At 69.8% G+C, this 17,171-nt stretch carries 15 protein-coding genes; 3 read left to right on the plus strand and 12 right to left on the minus strand.

Annotated features, from left to right (window positions below; translation table 11 throughout):
* Window positions 1-142 precede the first annotated feature (142 nt).
* The 5 genes from KBB57_RS05330 to scpA are packed head-to-tail and all read right to left on the minus strand — an operon-like array spanning window position 143 to window position 8,116.
* The gene (locus KBB57_RS05330) at window positions 143-2,038 is read right to left on the minus strand and encodes a propionyl-CoA synthetase (protein ID WP_290747499.1); all 1,896 of its coding nucleotides are present in this window, start codon (window positions 2,036-2,038) and stop codon (window positions 143-145) included.
* A gap of 13 nt (window positions 2,039-2,051) precedes the next feature.
* Window positions 2,052-4,340, minus strand: coding sequence for an NADP-dependent malic enzyme (locus KBB57_RS05335; RefSeq protein ID WP_290747516.1), 2,289 nt, complete (start codon window positions 4,338-4,340; stop codon window positions 2,052-2,054).
* Between the two features lie 40 nt (window positions 4,341-4,380).
* Window positions 4,381-5,175 (minus strand): hypothetical protein, encoded by a 795-nt coding sequence (locus tag KBB57_RS05340; protein ID WP_290747500.1) that lies wholly within the window; start codon window positions 5,173-5,175, stop codon window positions 4,381-4,383.
* The gene (locus tag KBB57_RS05345) at window positions 5,172-5,969 is read right to left on the minus strand and encodes a glycosyltransferase family 25 protein (protein ID WP_290747501.1); all 798 of its coding nucleotides are present in this window, start codon (window positions 5,967-5,969) and stop codon (window positions 5,172-5,174) included. The genes KBB57_RS05340 and KBB57_RS05345 overlap by 4 nt, the downstream gene beginning before the upstream one ends.
* Window positions 5,970-5,974: 5 nt before the next feature.
* A complete protein-coding gene (scpA, locus tag KBB57_RS05350) occupies window positions 5,975-8,116 on the minus strand; it encodes a methylmalonyl-CoA mutase (protein WP_290747502.1) in 2,142 nt (713 codons plus the stop codon).
* Window positions 8,117-8,185: 69 nt separating this feature from the next.
* On the opposite strand from scpA, the gene KBB57_RS05355 reads away from it, so the two are divergent.
* A complete protein-coding gene (locus KBB57_RS05355) occupies window positions 8,186-8,635 on the plus strand; it encodes a DUF4174 domain-containing protein (RefSeq protein WP_290747503.1) in 450 nt (149 codons plus the stop codon).
* 23 nt (window positions 8,636-8,658) lie between these two features.
* Window positions 8,659-8,919 (plus strand): PepSY domain-containing protein, encoded by a 261-nt coding sequence (locus KBB57_RS05360; RefSeq protein WP_290747504.1) that lies wholly within the window; start codon window positions 8,659-8,661, stop codon window positions 8,917-8,919.
* Window positions 8,920-8,957: 38 nt separating this feature from the next.
* Here the strand turns inward: KBB57_RS05360 and KBB57_RS05365 are convergent, their stop codons facing one another.
* The 6 genes from KBB57_RS05365 to KBB57_RS05390 all read right to left on the minus strand — a co-directional run bounded on the left by KBB57_RS05365 (window position 8,958) and on the right by KBB57_RS05390 (window position 15,231).
* Window positions 8,958-10,958, minus strand: coding sequence for an acetyl/propionyl/methylcrotonyl-CoA carboxylase subunit alpha (locus KBB57_RS05365; RefSeq protein ID WP_290747505.1), 2,001 nt, complete (start codon window positions 10,956-10,958; stop codon window positions 8,958-8,960).
* A 73-nt stretch (window positions 10,959-11,031) separates the two neighbouring features.
* Window positions 11,032-11,166 (minus strand): hypothetical protein, encoded by a 135-nt coding sequence (locus tag KBB57_RS05370; protein ID WP_290747506.1) that lies wholly within the window; start codon window positions 11,164-11,166, stop codon window positions 11,032-11,034.
* Between the two features lie 31 nt (window positions 11,167-11,197).
* On the minus strand, window positions 11,198-11,548 hold the full coding sequence (locus tag KBB57_RS05375) for a hypothetical protein (protein ID WP_290747507.1): 351 nt from the start codon (window positions 11,546-11,548) through the stop codon (window positions 11,198-11,200).
* Between the two features lie 25 nt (window positions 11,549-11,573).
* Complete coding sequence (locus KBB57_RS05380) at window positions 11,574-11,822, minus strand: hypothetical protein (protein ID WP_290747508.1); 249 nt, start codon at window positions 11,820-11,822, stop codon at window positions 11,574-11,576.
* Between the two features lie 160 nt (window positions 11,823-11,982).
* Window positions 11,983-13,515, minus strand: a complete 1,533-nt coding sequence (locus tag KBB57_RS05385; RefSeq protein ID WP_290747509.1) for an acyl-CoA carboxylase subunit beta — start codon at window positions 13,513-13,515, stop codon at window positions 11,983-11,985.
* Between the two features lie 108 nt (window positions 13,516-13,623).
* Window positions 13,624-15,231 carry a histidine kinase dimerization/phosphoacceptor domain -containing protein gene (locus KBB57_RS05390; protein WP_290747510.1) on the minus strand — a complete coding sequence of 536 codons (1,608 nt, stop codon included), beginning with the start codon at window positions 15,229-15,231 and terminating at the stop codon, window positions 13,624-13,626.
* Window positions 15,232-15,730: 499 nt separating this feature from the next.
* Here KBB57_RS05390 and KBB57_RS05395 point away from each other — a divergent pair, with 499 nt between their 5' ends.
* Complete coding sequence (locus tag KBB57_RS05395) at window positions 15,731-15,925, plus strand: histone H1 (RefSeq protein ID WP_290747511.1); 195 nt, start codon at window positions 15,731-15,733, stop codon at window positions 15,923-15,925.
* Here KBB57_RS05395 and KBB57_RS05400 read toward each other — a convergent pair.
* The coding region (locus tag KBB57_RS05400) for an AAA family ATPase (protein ID WP_290747512.1) at window positions 15,922-17,171 on the minus strand (1,250 nt) is incomplete at its 5' end. The genes KBB57_RS05395 and KBB57_RS05400 overlap by 4 nt on opposite strands.

Below are 17,171 nucleotides of genomic sequence, written 5' to 3' on the forward strand. Positions count from 1 at the left end.
CCGCCGCCCGCCAGACCACGCTTGAGGCGTGCTGCACTTGCGATATTCAACCAGAGATTATCAGGCTCGCACAAAACGCAAGCGGATTCTCGCATTCCGCGGCGGCCGAACCAGGTTCGGGCGCCGCCGTGTCGTGTCCGGGTCAGGCCTTGGCGGGCAGGCCGAGCCGCGACAGGCTCTCGCCGATCTCGCCGAGGATGGCCGGATCGTCGATCGTCGCCGGGGTCTTGTAGTCCTCCCCGTCGGCGATCTTGACCATGACGCCGCGCAGGATCTTGCCCGAGCGGGTCTTGGGCAGGCGCTCGACGACCACGGCGGTCTTGAACGCGGCGACCGGGCCGATCTTGTCGCGCACGAGGCGGACGCATTCCTTGATCACGTCGTCCGGGCTGCGCTCGCAGCCGCGGTTGAGGCAGAGGAAGCCGAGCGGCGCCTGGCCCTTCAGCGCGTCGGCGACGCCGATCACCGCGCATTCGGCGACGTCCGGGTGGCTCGCCAGCACCTCCTCCATCGCGCCGGTGGACAGGCGATGGCCGGCGACGTTGATGACGTCGTCGGTGCGGGCCATGATGTAGAGGTAGCCGTCCTCGTCGATCATGCCGGCGTCGCCGGTCTCGTAGTAGCCGGGGAAGGTCGTCAGGTAGCTCTTGATGAAGCGCTTCTCGGCGTTCCAGAGCGTCGGCAGCGTGCCGGGCGGCAGCGGCAGCCGGATCGTCACCGCGCCGAGCTGGCCCGCCGGCAGCGGCGTCCCGTCCTCGGCGAGGATCTGCACGTCGTAGCCCGGGAGCGGCAGGGTCGGCGAGCCGAGCTTGACCGGCAGGAGCTCGATCCCGGCGGGGTTCGCCACGATCGGCCAACCGGTCTCGGTCTGCCACCAGTGGTCGATCACCGGCACCTTGAGCTGGTCCTGCGCCCAGAGGATCGTGTCGGGGTCGGCGCGCTCGCCGGCGAGGAACACGAGGCGGAGCCCGCTCAGGTCGTACTTCCGCACGAACTCGCCGGAGGGGTCCTCGCGCTTCACGGCGCGGAAGGCGGTCGGGGCGGTGAAGAACGACTGCACCTCGTGCTCGGAGATCACCCGCCAGAACGTGCCGGCGTCCGGCGTGCCGACGGGCTTGCCCTCGAAGACGATGGTGGTCGCGCCGATCAGCAGCGGCGCGTAGCAGATGTAGCTGTGGCCGACGACCCAGCCCACGTCCGACGCCGCCCAGAACACGTCGCCGGGCTTCACGTCGTAGACGGCGCGCATCGTCCAGGCGAGCGCGACCATGTAGCCGGCGGAGGGCCGCACCACGCCCTTGGGCTGGCCGGTCGTGCCGGAGGTGTAGAGCACGTAGAGCGGGTCCATGCCGCCGACCGGCACGCATTCGGCCGGCGCCACCCCCGCCTGCGCGGCGTGCCAGTCGAGGTCGCGGCCGGGGGTCAGATCCGCGGCGAGCTGCGGGCGCTGGAAGACGATGACGGTCCCGGGCTTGTGGTCCGCCATCTCGATCGCCGCGTCGACCAGCGGCTTGTAGGCGACGGTCCGCCCGGGCTCGAGCCCGCAGGAGGCGGCGAGGATCGCCTTCGGCTGCGCGTCGTCGATGCGCACGGCGAGCTCCGGCGCCGCGAAGCCGCCGAACACCACCGAATGGATCGCCCCGATCCGGGCGCAGGCGAGCATGGCGACCAGCGCCTCGGGGATCATCGGCATGTAGATGATCACCCGGTCGCCCTTGCCGACGCCGCGCGCCTGAAGCGCGCCGCCGAGCCGCGCGACCTGGTCGCGCAGCTCGGCGTAGCTGGTCGTGCTCTTCGTCCCGGTGACGGGGCTGTCGTGGATGATCGCCGTGCGGGCGCCGTTTCCGGCCTCCACATGGCGGTCGACCGCGTTCCAGCAGACGTTGCACAGGGCGTCGTCATACCAGCCGTAGAGGGGCGCCCGCGTGTCGTCGATGGCGCGGCTCGGCGGCCGCACCCAGTCGATCGCCCCGGCGGCGTCCAGCCAGAACCGCTCCGGATCGGCCTTCCACCCCTCGTAGACCTCACGATACCCCATGCACGTCCCCCCTTCAGCCGTAGCTCTGCACCGGCGCCCCCGCGAGCGCCGAGATGTTGAGCAGCCCCCGCGCGGTGATCGAGGGCGTCACGATATGCGCCTTGTTGCCCATCCCCATCAGGATCGGCCCGACCTCGAGCCCGCCGGCGACCATCTTGATGATGTTGCGCACGCCGCTCGCCGCGTCGGTGTTGGCGAAGATCAGCGCGTTGGCCGCGCCCTCGAGCCGCGAGTTCGGGAAGATGCGGGCGCGCAACTGCGGGTCGAGCGCCGCGTCGGAGTGCATCTCGCCCTCGTAGACGAAGCCCACCTCCTGCGCGTCGAGGATGTGCAGCGCGGCGCGCATCCGCCGGCCCGAGTCGGTGTCAAGGTTGCCGAACTGCGAGTGCGAGCAGAGCGCGATCTTCGGCTCCAGCCCGAAGCGGCGCACGTGGCGGGCCGCGGCGATGGTGATCTCGGCGATCTGCTCCGGCGTCGGCTCGGCGTTCACCTGGGTGTCCGCGACGAAGAGCACGCCCTTCTCGTGGATCATCAGCGACAGCGCCCCGATCGGCTTCAGCTTCGGCGAGCCTATCACCTGGCGGACGTAGTTCAGGTGCCAGAGATACTGCCCGAAGGTGCCGCAGATCAGGCTCTCGGCCTCCTCGCGATGCACCATCACCGAGCCGATCGCCGTGGTGTTGGTGCGCATGATCGCGCGCGCGAGGTCGGGCGTGACGCCGCGCCGCTCCATGATCGAGAGATAGGTGCCCCAGTACTCGCGATAGCGCGGGTCGTCCTCGGGGTTCACCAGGTCGAAGTCGCGCCCGACCTTGATCGGGATCGCCAGCCGCTCGCAGCGATGCTCGATCACCTCGGGCCGCCCGATCAGGATCGCCCGGTCGTCGAGCTGCTGCTCGCCCATGGCGAGCACGGTGCGCAGCACCCGCTCGTCCTCGCCCTCGGCGAAGACGATGCGCCGCACCGAGGACTTCGCCGCCTCGAACACCCGGCGCATGATGAAGGCCGAGCGGTAGACCGAGCGGCTGAGCTGCTCCTTGTAGGCGTCGAGGTCCTCGACGGGCCGCGTCGCCACGCCGCTCTTCATCGCCGCGTCGGCGACGGCGCCGGCCACGATGGCGAGGAGCCGCGGGTCGAAGGGCTTCGGGATCAGGTAGTCGCGCCCGAAGGACAGCCGCTCGCCCTGGTAGGCCGCCGCCGCCTCGGCGCTCGACGAGCCGCGGGCGAGCGCCGCGATGCCCTCGACGCAGGCGATCTCCATCTCGTCGTTGATCTCGGTCGCGCCGACGTCGAGCGCGCCGCGGAAGATGAACGGGAAGCAGAGGACGTTGTTGACCTGGTTCGGATAGTCCGACCGCCCCGTCGCGATGATCGCCCGCGGGTTGGCGGCGCGCGCCGCCTCGGGGTCGATCTCCGGGTTCGGGTTGGCGAGCGCGAGGATGATCGGATCCTCCGCCATCTGCCGGACCATCTCCGGCTTCAGCACGCCGGGGCCGGAGAGGCCGAGGAAGAGGTCCGCCCCCGGGATGACGTCGGCCAGCGTCCGCAGGTCGGTCGCCTGGGCGAAGGCGGCCTTCTCGGGGTTCATGTCCTCCGCCCTGCCCTGCCACACCAGCCCGTGGATGTCGCAGAGCCAGACGTTCTCGCGCTTCGCCCCGAGCTTCAGCAGCATGTTGAGGCAGGCGATGCCCGCCGCGCCGCCGCCGGTGGAGACGATCTTGACCTCGCCGATGTCCTTCTTCGCCACGCGCAGCGCGTTGATCGCCGCCGCGCCGACCACGATCGCCGTGCCGTGCTGGTCGTCGTGGAAGACGGGGATCTTCATCTTCTCGCGGCAGAGCCGCTCGACCACGAAGCAGTCGGGCGCCTTGATGTCCTCGAGGTTGATGGCGCCGAAGGTCGGCTCCAGGCTCGCGACGATCTCGGCGAGCTTCTCCGGGTCCTTCTCGTCCACCTCGATGTCGAAGCAGTCGATGTTGGCGAACTTCTTGAAGAGGACCGCCTTGCCCTCCATCACCGGCTTCGAGGCCAGCGCCCCGATATTGCCGAGGCCGAGCACCGCGGTGCCGTTCGAGACCACGGCGACGAGGTTGCCGCGCGTCGTGTAGCGCGCGGCCATCGACGGGTCGGCCTTGATCTCCAGGCAGGCCTCGGCGACGCCGGGGCTGTAGGCCCGGCTGAGGTCCTGCTGGTTCGCCATCGGCTTGGTGGCGCGGATCTCGAGCTTACCCGGGCGCGGGAACTCGTGATATTCCAACGCCGCCTGTCGCGCGTTCTCCCTGCCGCTCGTCTCGGTCACAATGTATTCCCCCTTCTTTTTCCCGTTCTGAGGCGGGCTCGGGCTACGGCAGCTTTCCCCCGTAGCGGATCCAGTAGTCCTTGACCCATGTCACGGGCCGATCGCCAGACCTTCGTTTCGAGCCCCAGCGCACGCCCTCCGGCCCCATGACGTCCATGGGCCGCGGCTTGCCGTGGAACACGATGATGCGCGCGCCTTGCGGCAATCTGGCGTCCGGCTGCACGATGTTGAGCGGCCAGGGCGCGAGGCAATGGTTCTTGAAGCTCAGGCACCAGTCATAGGGCAGATAGCGCGGGTTCCTGGCGACCTTCGGCAGGTAGAAGCGGTCCGACCAGTAGCTCGCCCGCACCTCCTCCACCCGGCTGGTGAAATCGGCGAAGACATGCCGCTGCTCGCCGGCGCGCCAGACATAGACCGAGCCCTGGCTGCCCCGGTCGGGCCGCATCGACACGGGCAGCAGCCGCAGCAGCGCCGGGTTCCATTCGCGCAGCGTGTAGAAGGCGCTGTCGTTCTCGAGGAGCTTCGGGAAGGCGTCGAGATCGCCCACCACCAGCACGTCGAGGTCGAGATAGAGCACCACCTCGTCGTCGGCGAAGACGCCCTCCTTGAAGAGCGCCACCTTGGGCCAGCAGCCGCGCTTGGTCCATTCGACCTCCGGCACGCCGAACTCCGGCACCGGCATGACCTCCACGCCCGGGTCGATGCCCTCGGGCTGGTTGGTCAGGCAGACGAAGCGGTGCGGGATCCCCAGCTTCTCGCGCACCGCGCGATAGATGACGTTGACGTAGTCGGGGCCGAAGCGCGTGCCCCACTTGACCGTGCCGACCGCGACCTTCACGCCGTCCGCTCCGCATAGTCGATCCGCACCGGCCGGGCGCCGCGGAACAGCATCGCCCCGAGCTGCGAGGGCGCGAGGTTGACCTCGTACCAGCCGCGCCGCAGCTGCGCCGCGAGCGGCCGTGGCTCGGCCTTGCGGGTCGCCGCGATGTCGGAGGAGAACTGCCCCCAGGCCTGCCGCGCCAGCGCCGGCACCACCATCGCCACGCCGACCTCGCGCGCCAGCGGCGAGATGTTGAGGTTGAAGAGCAGGTGGTCGATCGGATGGCGCAGGATGCCCTTGGCCTCCAGGATGCGCGCCGCCGCCGCCCGGGTGATGACGTAGGCCCCCGAGCCGCCGATCCGCGAGTAGAGCCGCCGCAGCGTCCGCCCCGGCGCCGGGCTCCGCCCGATCTCCGGCCCGAGCAGCTTCTTCGTCGCCCGCCGCGACCACTTCTCCAGCCGGACGATGCCGATCCCCTCCGGCAGCCAGTCGCCGCTCGCCGCGAAGCCGGCGAGGTCCGGCGACAGCTCGATGTCGTCCTCGAGCGTGATGGCGGCGGGGGCGTCCGAGGCGACCAGCCGCCGCATGATCTCGAAATGGTTGAGCGCGTTGCACTGGCTGCCGCGGCCCATGCGGATCAGATGGTCGCTCAGCGCCACCTCCGCGGCGATCTCCGCGTCGCTCACCGTCTCGGCGTCCTTCGCCGGGATGCGCGTCGGCGAAAGCCCCATGGCGGCGAGCTGGCCCTCCATGTAGGCGCGGCGGTCCGGGCGACGGTCCAGATTGATGAGAAAGACCGGCAGCCCGGACATGCCCCCTACTCCGCCGCCTGCGCGCGGGCGCTGCGGATCAGCCCGAGGATGTTGCGCGCCGCGTCGGGGATGTTCGTCCCCGGCCCGAAGATCGCCTTCACCCCCGCGCCGTGGAGGTAGTCGTAGTCCTGCTGCGGGATCACGCCGCCGCAGATGACGATGATGTCGTCCGCGCCCTGCGCCTTCAGCGCCTCGATCAGCTTCGGCGCCAGCGTCTTGTGGCCGGCCGCCTGCGACGAGATGCCGACGACGTGGACGTCGTTGTCGATCGCGTCCTGCGCCGCCTCCTCGGGGGTCTGGAACAGCGGGCCCACGTCGACGTCGAAGCCGATGTCGGCGAAGGCGGTCGCGATCACCTTCGCGCCGCGGTCGTGCCCGTCCTGGCCCATCTTCACCACCAGCATCCTCGGCCGACGCCCCTCCTCCTCGGCGAAGGCCTCGACGTCCTTCTGGATCGCCGCGAAGCCCTCGTCGCCCTCATAGGCCGCGCCGTAGACGCCCGCCAGCGTCTTGACCTCGGCGCGGTGGCGTCCGAACACCTTCTCCATCGCGTCCGAGATCTCCCCCACGCTCGCCCGCGCCCGCGCCGCCTCGACCGCCGCGGCGAGCAGGTTGCCGCCCTCGCGCGCCGTGCGCTCCAGATCGGCGATGGCCTTCTCCCAGGCCGCCGCGTCGCGCGTCGCCCGGATCCGCTCCAGCCGCGCCACCTGCGCCTCGCGCACCGCGACGTTGTCGACGTCGAGGATGTCGATCGGCTCCTGCTCTTTCAGGCGGTACTTGTTGACCCCGACGATCACCTCCTCGCCGCGGTCGACCGCCGCCTGCCGCCGCGCCGCGCTCTCCTCGATCCGCAGCTTCGGCATGCCGCTCGCCACCGCCTTGGTCATTCCCCCGAGCGTGTCCACCTCCTCGACCAGCGCCCAGGCCTTCGCCGCCAGCTCCGCCGTCAGCGCCTCGACGTAGTAGCTCCCCGCCAGCGGGTCGGCGACTTGGGTGATCCCGGTCTCCTCCTGGAGGATGAGCTGGGTGTTCCGCGCGATCCGCGCCGAGAATTCCGTCGGCAGCGCAATGGCTTCATCGAGCGCGTTCGTGTGCAGGCTCTGCGTGCCGCCCAAAGCCGCCGCCATCGCCTCGTAGGCGGTGCGCACCACGTTGTTGTAGGGGTCCTGCTCCTGCAGGCTAACGCCGGAGGTCTGGCAATGCGTCCTGAGCATCAGGCTCGACTGCTTCTGCGCCCCGAACCCGGTCATCACCCGGTGCCACAAGAGCCGCGCGGCGCGGAGCTTCGCCGCCTCCATGAAGAAGTTCATCCCGATCGCGAAGAAGAAGCTCAGCCGCCCGGCGAACTCGTCGACGTCCATCCCCGCCGCGATCGCCGCCTTCACGTATTCCTTGCCATCGGCGATGGTGAACCCGAGCTCCTGCACCAGGTTCGCCCCCGCCTCCTGCATGTGATAGCCGGAGATCGAGATCGAGTTGAATTTCGGCATCTCGCGGGCGGTGTAGCCGATGATGTCCGAGACGATCCGCATCGAGGGCTCGGGCGGATACACGTAGGTGTTCCGCACCATGAACTCCTTGAGGATGTCGTTCTGGATCGTCCCCGAGAGTTGCGCCCGCGGCACGCCCTGCTCCTCGCCGGCGACGATGAAGTTCGCGAGGATCGGGATCACCGCCCCGTTCATCGTCATCGACACCGAGACCTTCTCCAGCGGGATGCCGTCGAAGAGGATCTTCATGTCCTCGACGCTGTCGATGGCGACGCCCGCCTTGCCGACGTCGCCCACCACCCGCGGGTGGTCGCTGTCATAGCCGCGATGCGTGGCGAGATCGAACGCCACCGACACGCCCTGCTGCCCCGCCGCCAGCGCCTTGCGATAGAAGGCGTTCGACGCCTCCGCCGTCGAGAACCCGGCATATTGCCGGATCGTCCACGGCCGGCCTGCATACATCGTCGCCCGCGGCCCGCGCACGAAGGGCGCGATCCCCGGCAGGCCGCCGAGATGCGCCACGCCCTCCAGATCCGCCGCGGTGTAGAGCGGCTTGACCACGATCCCCTCGGGCGTCGCCCAGTCGAGGCTCTCCGGCGCGCGCTTCAGCTCCTTCTGCGCCAGCTCGCGCCACTTGCCGAGATCCGCCCCGCTCATCGCCCCGCCTCCGATTTCCTCTCGCATCCCGTCCGGATGCGATTATCTCTCTCGTGGGAGAGAGACGCCATGCCGATCCGCCTTGCCGCCGCGCTCGTGGCGACCCTCGCCGTGCCCGCCCTCGCCGCCGACCCCGCGGCGGACGCGGCGCCCGTGCCCGTGGCCGCCGAGACGCCGGCCGAGACGCCGACGCTCGCCGAGCTCCTCTGGGTCGCCCGGCCGCTGGTGATCTTCGCCGACACGCCGCACGACCCGCGCTTCGCCCAGCAGATGGCGCTCCTCGACGAGAACATGCCCGCGCTCGACGAGCGCCTCGTCGTCGTCCTGACCGACGTCGACCCGGCGGCCAACGGCCCGCTGCGCCGCCAGCTCCGGCCCCGCGGCTTCGGGCTGGTGCTCCTCGACACCGACGGCTCCATCGTGCAACGTCGCCCCGCGCCCACCACCGTGCGCGAGCTCTCCGGCATGATCGACCGGCTGCCCTCGCGCCGGCAGGAGACCGGCTCGCGCCGCCGCTGACCCGCACCCCGAGAGGAGACCCCATGACGCGCCCCCTGCCCCTGCTCGCCGCCGCGCTCCTCGCGACGCCGGCCCTCGCCCAGGTCCTGCCGCCCGCCGACGCCCTGCCCCTGTCGCAGATCGTCGCCAGGGTCGAGGCGCTGCCGGACGTCGCGCGCGTCCTGGAGGTCGACTGGGACGACGACGGCTACTGGGAGGCCGAGACGATCGACGCGGCCAACCGGGTGCGCGAGATCCGCATCGACCCGCGGACCGGCGCCGAGATCCCGCACCGCCGACGCTGACGGCGGCGGCGCTGAAGAAGGCGGCGCGGCCCCGGGCATCACTCGAACTCCAGGATCACTTCGTCGACCGCGAGGCTGTCGCCCGGCTTCGCCCGAACCTTGGCGACCTTCGCCTTGCGCTCGGCGCGCAGCACGTTCTCCATCTTCATCGCCTCGACCATGGCCAGCGCCTGCCCGTCGAAGACCTCGTCGCCCTCGGCGACGTCGATGCGCACCACGAGCCCCGGCATCGGGCAGAGCAGGAACTTCGACGTGTCCGGCGGCGCCTTCTCCGGCATTCGCGCGGCCAGCTCCGCCATCCGCGGCGTCCGCACCATCACCTTGAGGTCGGCGCCGCGCACGCGCATCCGGTAGCCGCCCGCGATCCGCGCCACCTTGATCGCCAGAAGCTCGCCGTCCACGTCGAGCCGCGCCAGCGGCTGGCCCGGCGTCCAGTCCGAGACCACTCGCTTCCGCGTCCCGTCGGCGAAGGCGACCGTCGCGCCCGTCCGGTCCGCCTCGATCGTCACCGGAAAGGCCTCGCCCTGCAGCGCCACCACCCAGTCGGCGCCGACCTTGCGCTCGTGGTTGTCCATGCGGTCCGAGATGCGGGTGCGCCGGATCTCCGCCACCCGGTGCATCGCCGCCGCAGCCGCCGCGATCCGCCGCAGCGTCGGCTCCGGCAGCGTCACGCCCTGGAACCCGTCCGGATATTCCTCGGCGATGAAGGCGGTGGTCATCTGCCCGGAGACGAAGCGCGGGTGGTCCATCACCGCCGACAGGAACGGCAGGTTGTGGCCGATCCCCTCGACCTCGAAGCTGTCGAGCGCCGTCCGCATCGCCGCGATCGCGCCCTCGCGGTCCGGCGCCCAGGTGCAGAGCTTGGCGATCATCGGGTCGTAGTACATCGAGATCTCGCCGCCCTCGAAGACGCCGGTGTCGTTCCTCACCGCGACCGAGGCCGACCTCCGCTCCGCCGGCGGCCGGTACCGCGTCAGCCGCCCGATCGAGGGCAGGAAGCCGCGATAGGGGTCCTCGGCGTAGAGCCGGCTCTCGATCGCCCAGCCGTGGATGCCGACGTCCCCTTGGGTCAGGCCGAGCTTCTCGCCCGCCGCCACCCGGATCATCTGCTCGACGAGATCGAGCCCGGTGATCAGCTCCGTCACCGGATGCTCGACCTGGAGACGGGTATTCATCTCAAGGAAATAGAAGTTGCGGCTGCCGTCGACGATGAACTCCACCGTCCCCGCCGAGCAGTAGTCGACCGCCTTGGCCAGCGCCGCCGCCTGCTCGCCCATGGCCTTGCGCGTCGCCGGGTCGAGGAAGGGCGAGGGCGCCTCCTCCACCACCTTCTGGTTCCGCCGCTGGATCGAGCACTCGCGCTCGTTCAGGTAGAGGCAATTCCCGTGCTTGTCGCCGAGCACCTGGATCTCGATGTGCCGCGGCTGCGTCACGAACTTCTCGATGAAGATCCGGTCGTCGCCGAAGCTCGACGCCGCCTCCGACTTCGACCGCTCGAAGCCCTCGCGCGCCTCCTCGTCGGTCCAGGCGATGCGCATCCCCTTGCCGCCGCCGCCGGCCGAGGCCTTGATCATCACCGGATAGCCGATCTCGCCCGCGATCTTCACCGCGTGCTCGGCGTCGTCGATCAGCCCCATGTAGCCCGGGACCGTCGACACCCCCGCCTCGGCGGCGAGCTTCTTCGAGGTGATCTTGTCGCCCATGGCCTCGATCGCGCCGACCGGCGGGCCGATGAACGCCACCCCGATCGCCTCGAGCGCCTGCGCGAACTCCGCCCGCTCGCTGAGGAAGCCGTAGCCCGGATGCACCGCCTGCGCGCCGGTCGCCTTCACCGCCTCGAGGATCCGGTCGATGACGATGTAGGACTGGCTCGCCGGCGGCGGGCCGATATGCACCGCCTCGTCGGCCATCTTGACGTGCAGCGCGCCGGCGTCGGCGTCGGAATAGACCGCGACCGTCTTGATGCCCATCCGCCGGGCGGTCTTGATGACCCGGCAGGCGATCTCGCCACGGTTCGCGATCAGGATCTTGTCGAACATTCCTCGTCCCTTCTCTGGGGCCGCGCCGCCGTCGCTCGCCGACGCCGCGGTCCCGGTGTCTTGCAGCTGCGGCTCAGTATCCGCCGCCCCCATCGCTGCCGCCGTCGCCGTCGTCGGGGGCCTGGTCGACCGGCGGCGGGGGCGGCGGCGAGGAGCAGGCGTGAAGCGCCAGGAGGGCAGCGAGCAGGATCAAGATGCGGGTGGTCACGGCGTCTCCTTTCTTGCTGGCAGGCTTGCGGTCAGGCGTCGTCGAAGATCTCCGGGAAGGCGGCGCGGGCGCGGTCGAGGTCGACGCGCAGCCGCGCCTCGTAGCTCGCCGGGTCGAATTGCGTGTCGGCGGGCACCACCTCGCGCCCGATCAGCCAGTTGAGCCGGCCGGCGTCGAGATTGCCGCGCTCGAAGGGCGCGTCGCCGAAATGCTCGATCAGCGCGGCGAGGAAGGTGGCGTCGGCCTCGCGGTCCTGCGGCCGGCGGTCGCGGTAGCGCTCCCGCGCCTTCAGCGGCGTCGCGCCCTTGGGGTCGGCGCGCCGGATGACGAATTGCAGGTCGGTGCCGGGCAGCCGTCCGGGAAAGCCGCGATGCTTCAGCACGAGCCGCCCCCTCCCTGCGGGAGGGCTACTCGTCCTCCGCCAGGTTCATCACCGCGACGCCCATCGACACCGCGCCGAAGGTCAGCGCGGTCTGGAAGAACAGCACCGCCGTGGCGAGGCCGGAATGGTCCTTGGCGAGCGCCGTCCCGAGCCCGAACACGTCGAGCCAGATCAGCGCGAGCGTGAAGGCGCAGCCGATCGCCATGCCGTTGGCGATATGCGTCAGCATGAAGCGGATCAGCTTCGGCAATGCGAGCCAGCGTCGTCGGAACATGACGCAACCCCCGGTGGTTCACCTCGGGATCTAGGACGTTCCCCGCACGAAGTCCAACCCCCGCGGACGGGTTCACCAAGGTTGACATCTGGTTGACGACTTTCGTCAACATGCTGATCCAGTTGCCTTTTCTCGATCGTCCCACTGTGTGACGATCGGCTCACAGCGGGATGTTGTCGTGCTTCTTCCACGGATTCGCGAGCTTCTTGCCCCGGAGCGAGGCGAAGGCCCGCGCAACCCGCTTGCGGGTGGAATGCGGCATGATCACGTCGTCGATGAAGCCGCGCTCGGCCGCCACGAACGGATTGGCGAAGCGGCTCTCGTAGTCCGCCGTCCGCGCCGCGATCTTCTCCGGGTCGCCGAGCTCGGAGCGGTAGAGGATCTCCGTCGCGCCCTTCGCCCCCATCACCGCGATCTGCGCCGTCGGCCAGGCGTAGTTGAAGTCGCCGCGCAGGTGCTTGGAGCTCATCACGTCATAGGCGCCGCCATAGGCCTTGCGGGTGATGACCGTCACCTTCGGCACCGTCGCCTCGCCATAGGCGAAGAGGAGCTTCGCGCCGTGCTTGATGATGCCGCCGTATTCCTGGCTGGTGCCCGGCAGGAAGCCCGGCACGTCGACGAAGGTCAGGATCGGGATCTCGAAGGCGTCGCAGAACCGCACGAACCGCGCCGCCTTGCGGCTCGAATCGATGTCGAGGCAGCCGGCGAGCACCATCGGCTGGTTCGCCACCACGCCCACGGTCGAGCCCTCGAGCCGGATGAACCCGGTCAGGATGTTCTTGGCGAAGTCCGCCTGGATCTCGAAGAAGTCGCCCTCGTCCGCGACCTTCGCGATCAGCTCCTTCATGTCGTAGGGGGTGTTGGGGTTCGGCGGCACCAGCGTGTCGAGGCTCTCCTCGCTCCGCGCCGGATCGTCGTAGAACGGCCGCACCGGCGGCTTTCCGCGGTTCGACAGCGGCAGGAAGTCGACCAGCCGCCGCACCTCGACCAGCGCCGTGATGTCGTCCGCGAACGCCCCGTCGGCGACCGACGACTTCGACGTATGCGTCCGCGCGCCCCCGAGCTCCTCCGCCGTCACCATCTCGTTGGTCACGGTCTTCACCACGTCCGGGCCGGTGACGAACATGTACGAGGAATCGCGGACCATGAAGATGAAGTCCGTCATCGCCGGCGAGTAGACCGCCCCACCCGCGCAGGGCCCCATGATGACGCTGATCTGCGGGATCACCCCCGAGGCCATGATGTTGCGCTGGAAGACGCCGGCATACCCCGCGAGGCTCGCCACCCCCTCCTGGATGCGCGCGCCGCCCGAGTCGTTGAGCCCGATCACCGGCGCGCCGTTCTGGATCGCCATATCCATGATCTTGCAGATCTTCTCGGCATGGGCCTCCGAGAGCGAGCCTCCGAACACGGTGAAGTCCTGCGAGAACACGTAGACCAGCCGGCCGTTGATCGTCCCCCAGCCGGTCACCACGCCGTCGCCCGGGAACGTCGTCTCCGCCATGCCGAAGTCGACGCAGCGATGCGCGACGAACATGTCGAACTCCTCGAAGGAGCCCTCGTCCAGCAGCGCCTCGATCCGCTCGCGCGCGGTGAGCTTCCCCTTGGCGTGCTGGGCCGCGACCCGCTTCTCGCCGCCCCCGAGCCGCGCCTCGGCGCGACGCCCGGCCAGCTCCTCAAGGATCCGCTGCATCTGGCCTCCCCGCATTGTGCGACTGCACACTTACGAGAGGGCACGCCGGCTCACAAGGATATTGCGCGGGATCCGCATCCGCCGGCCGGATGTCTCCCGGCCGCGCCCTCAGGCCCCCGCCCCGCCCTCGCCTTCGCCCGCCTCGGCCTCCTCGAGCGCCACCGGGAAGGTCACCACGTAGCGGGTGCCCTGCCTGCCCGTCTCCACGACGATCTCGCCCCGCACCTGCCGCACCAGCGCGTCGACGACGCGAATCCCCGAGCTCCGCGTCGGCTCCTCCGGCAGCCCGGAGCCGTCGTCGGCGACGGTCATGGTCGCCTGCGGCCCCGCGCGGCGCAGCAGGACGTCGATCCGCCCGCCCTCCGGCCCGAAGGCGTGCTTGACCGCGTTGGTGACCAGCTCGATCGCGCAGAGCGCCAGCGGCGTGGCGAGCGCGGCCTGGATCGACATGCGCTCGCAGTCGCAGGCGATCCGCACCTTGCGCTCCGGCGGCACCACGGCGTCGCTGCGGCAGATCGCCTCGAGGAGCCCGGCGAACTCGATGTCGAAGGAATCCGCCGAGCGGTGCAGGAGGTCGTGGATGCGCGCGATAGCCAGAACCCGGGTGGTCACCTCGTCGACGTCCGGGCCCCCCGGCCGGGTCTTTTGCAGCCGCAGCATGGAGGCGATCATCTGGAGGCTGTTCTTGATCCGGTGGTTGAGCTCCTGGAGCATCATCTGCCGCATCTGCGCGGTGTTCTCCGCCTCGGCGAGCAGCTTGCGGTCGAACTCGGCGGCGGCCCGCCCCGATTCCGCCCGCATCGCCCGCCCGGCGTAGCGCGCCGTCGCATAGCCCGCGACCGCCGCCGCGCCGAGCATCGCCGAGACGAACGCCACCCGCCAGAGCCAGGCGTTGCGCACCGTCCGGGCGCCGACCCCGAAGGCCCCGAACAGCCCGAGGTCGCCCACCCGCTCGGTCGCATAGAACCGCCACACCCCGTCCGCCTGCGCCACGATCTCATAGGAGCCGCGCTCCGCCGTCTGCGCGATCCGCACCGCGGGATTGTCCGGCGCGAGCACGATCGGCTCCGGCATCGCCAGGTTGCGGATGATCACCTTGCCGTCCGGGCGGTAGAGCGAGGCCGAGTCGCCCTCGTCGGTCGCGATGCCCTGCAGGAAGCTGCGCAGCGTGTCGACCTGCAGCGCCGAGACCCAGACCCCCGACGGCGGATCCGCGCGCCGCTGCGCCACGATCACCGCATCGACGTCGCCGGGCTGGAGGTGGACGCGGTCGAAGAACAGCCCCGCCGCGGTCGTGTCGCGCGACAGCTCCTCGTATTCGTGCGTGCCGCCGTCGCCCGCCACCGGCCAGTTGGCGCTGACGAGGAGCGGCTGCCCGTCCGGCGCGAAGAGCCCGATGCCGAGCCCCTGCCCCGAGCTCTCCTGCATCGCGGTCAGGAACTCCGCCGCCCGGTCGTCGAGCGGCGCGCCGGCGTAGTAGCGCGAGAGCAGCAGGTCGGCCGCGCCGATCTGCTTCTGCTGGACCAGCGCCTGCCGGTGGGCGAACTCCGCGATCAGCCGCGCGTTCACCACCGCCCGCGCCCGCGCGTCCTTCTCCGCGACCCGCCAGCTGAGCGCCGCGAAGAGCACCGCGAGGATCGCCGGGATGACGAGGCTGCCGATCCGCAGGATGCGCAGCGTGCTGCCGGCCCTCAGCCGGGTCGTCCGGTGCGCCATGCCTCAGGCGCTCCCCGCCGCCGCAGCGCCCGCACCAAGGCGGAGCGGCTGACCGGCTGCCCCGTGGCGATCCTTCATGCCTGCCCAAGCTCCAGCCCGGCGCCCGGGCCACCCTGTCCAATGTCCCGCCGCCGCGGCTTGTGCCGCGCGCGGGGTCCCCGAGACACTGCGTCCTCGCCGCCGCGCGGTCAAGCAATGGCGCGACCGGGTAGTGTCTCAGTTTGAAATCGGGCGCGCCCAACGCGGGTGTCGCGCAGCCAGCTCGGACCCTATTATGCTTGCCGCAAAGCACATGGAGGCGACCATGCACCACAAGCGCGGGAAGGCACGCAATGCCAGGGCGGGCTGCAAGCTCTGCAAGTCGTGGAAGGTGAACGGCTTCCGCACGGGCAGGCTGGACGGCGAGAAGTTCAGCGATCACAAGCGCCGGGTCGCAGTGACGGTAGAGGCACGTTCCCATGCCTAAAGGACCGAAAGGGGAGAAGCGCGCCCTGCCGACGTGATCGGCGCGGCCGTCATGGTGGCGCGGATCGCCACGGGCGAGATCGAGGACACACCCGAGGACGACGGGAAGGACGAGGCCGCCCAGGCGCTCGGGCGCAAGGGTGGGAAGGCGCGGGCGGAGAGTATGACAGCGGAACGCCGCCGCGAGATCGCTCAAGCAGCGGCGGCCAAACGCTGGTCAAAGAACTAGAGGATACTGACGAGGTAGGCGATTTCGCGCTGATAACGCTGAGCCGAAGAGTTCACCTGCAGACGCTTCCCCTCAACGCTATGGAAGCTGCCGATCTTGAGCTTTGAAATCGGAATGCTCTTGGCGCCGCTGATCCGGCCCGCCGACACGAAGTCATCAGTAACCACGAACGCCTTTGCCGGATCGTCGTAGTCGAAAAGGTTGGCGTGCCTTTCTGCGATGGAAATCGCGCGCTCGATGTACATTCGCGAAGCACGGTCAGGCGTCGCGCGCAGTTGGCTCTTCGAGCCGACCATCGTCATTACGATAGCGGCAACGCGGGGGCCAGCGCGCCCACCTGCACGATCGTTCCAAACGCCAAAATCCTTCGTCGGATTGTCGAGCAGATCGAGGGTCAGCTCGAGAGACTCCAGCGAGTGCTCGTCAACGCGCACGGGAATGATAACCGCGTCGGCAGCGCACCACGCAAGGTGGGTGCCGCCCGCATAGAATGGGCTCGTATCGATCAGGATACCGTCAGTTTTCTTCTCCGCCGCTTCCTTATCCATCGCGGTCTTTAGGCTCTCCAGCAGCGCCTTAACGGCAGCGACGTTCTTCTGCGCGTGAGCGGTCTGGAGCTGCTGGTAGAGCATCGACGGAAAGGCGAAGAGTTCGGCGTTGCCCGGCATGAGGAAACTCGGCTTCGCCATCTTGAAGGAATCGCAATACGTGGAAACACGATAGGACGCGTCGCTCGGAGCGGTGCCGAACGCTGGCCCCAACAGAATGGGCTGCAGCGTTTCCAGCACGGTCACCTCTGGCTCCTGCTCGCGCATGAGGTTCTCGGTCAAATTGCATTGTGCGCACATGTCAGCCAGCAGAAGCGAGCGTTGCTGCGCTAGTTCGTAGGCCAGGTTGAACGTGATCGTCGATTTACCGACGCCGCCTCGAAGGGTGGAAACGGCATAGGAGCGATAGCCCTTGCGCTGGACCTGGTCGGCGATGCCCCGCGCCGCGAGCCGCCGGCGCGTCTCCGCCGCCGAACAGGCGGCGTCGGCGTAGAGCGCCGCCTCGCCGCCGGTGAGCAGCCCCTCCCAGCTGCGGATCTCGTGGTCGTTGCCCGGCGTCACCGTCTGGGCGTGGATGAAGCCGTCCTCGTCGACGTTCACCTGGAACTGCCAGCCCCAGGTCGCCACCTGGCGCCCGCGGGCGTTGACCTTCACGTGCACCCCCGCCTCCCCGTCGCGACTGTCGCTCTCGCCCTCGG

Source organism: Amaricoccus sp. (genome assembly GCF_017993425.1).
In the GTDB taxonomy this organism is placed as follows: Bacteria; Pseudomonadota; Alphaproteobacteria; order Rhodobacterales; family Rhodobacteraceae; genus Amaricoccus.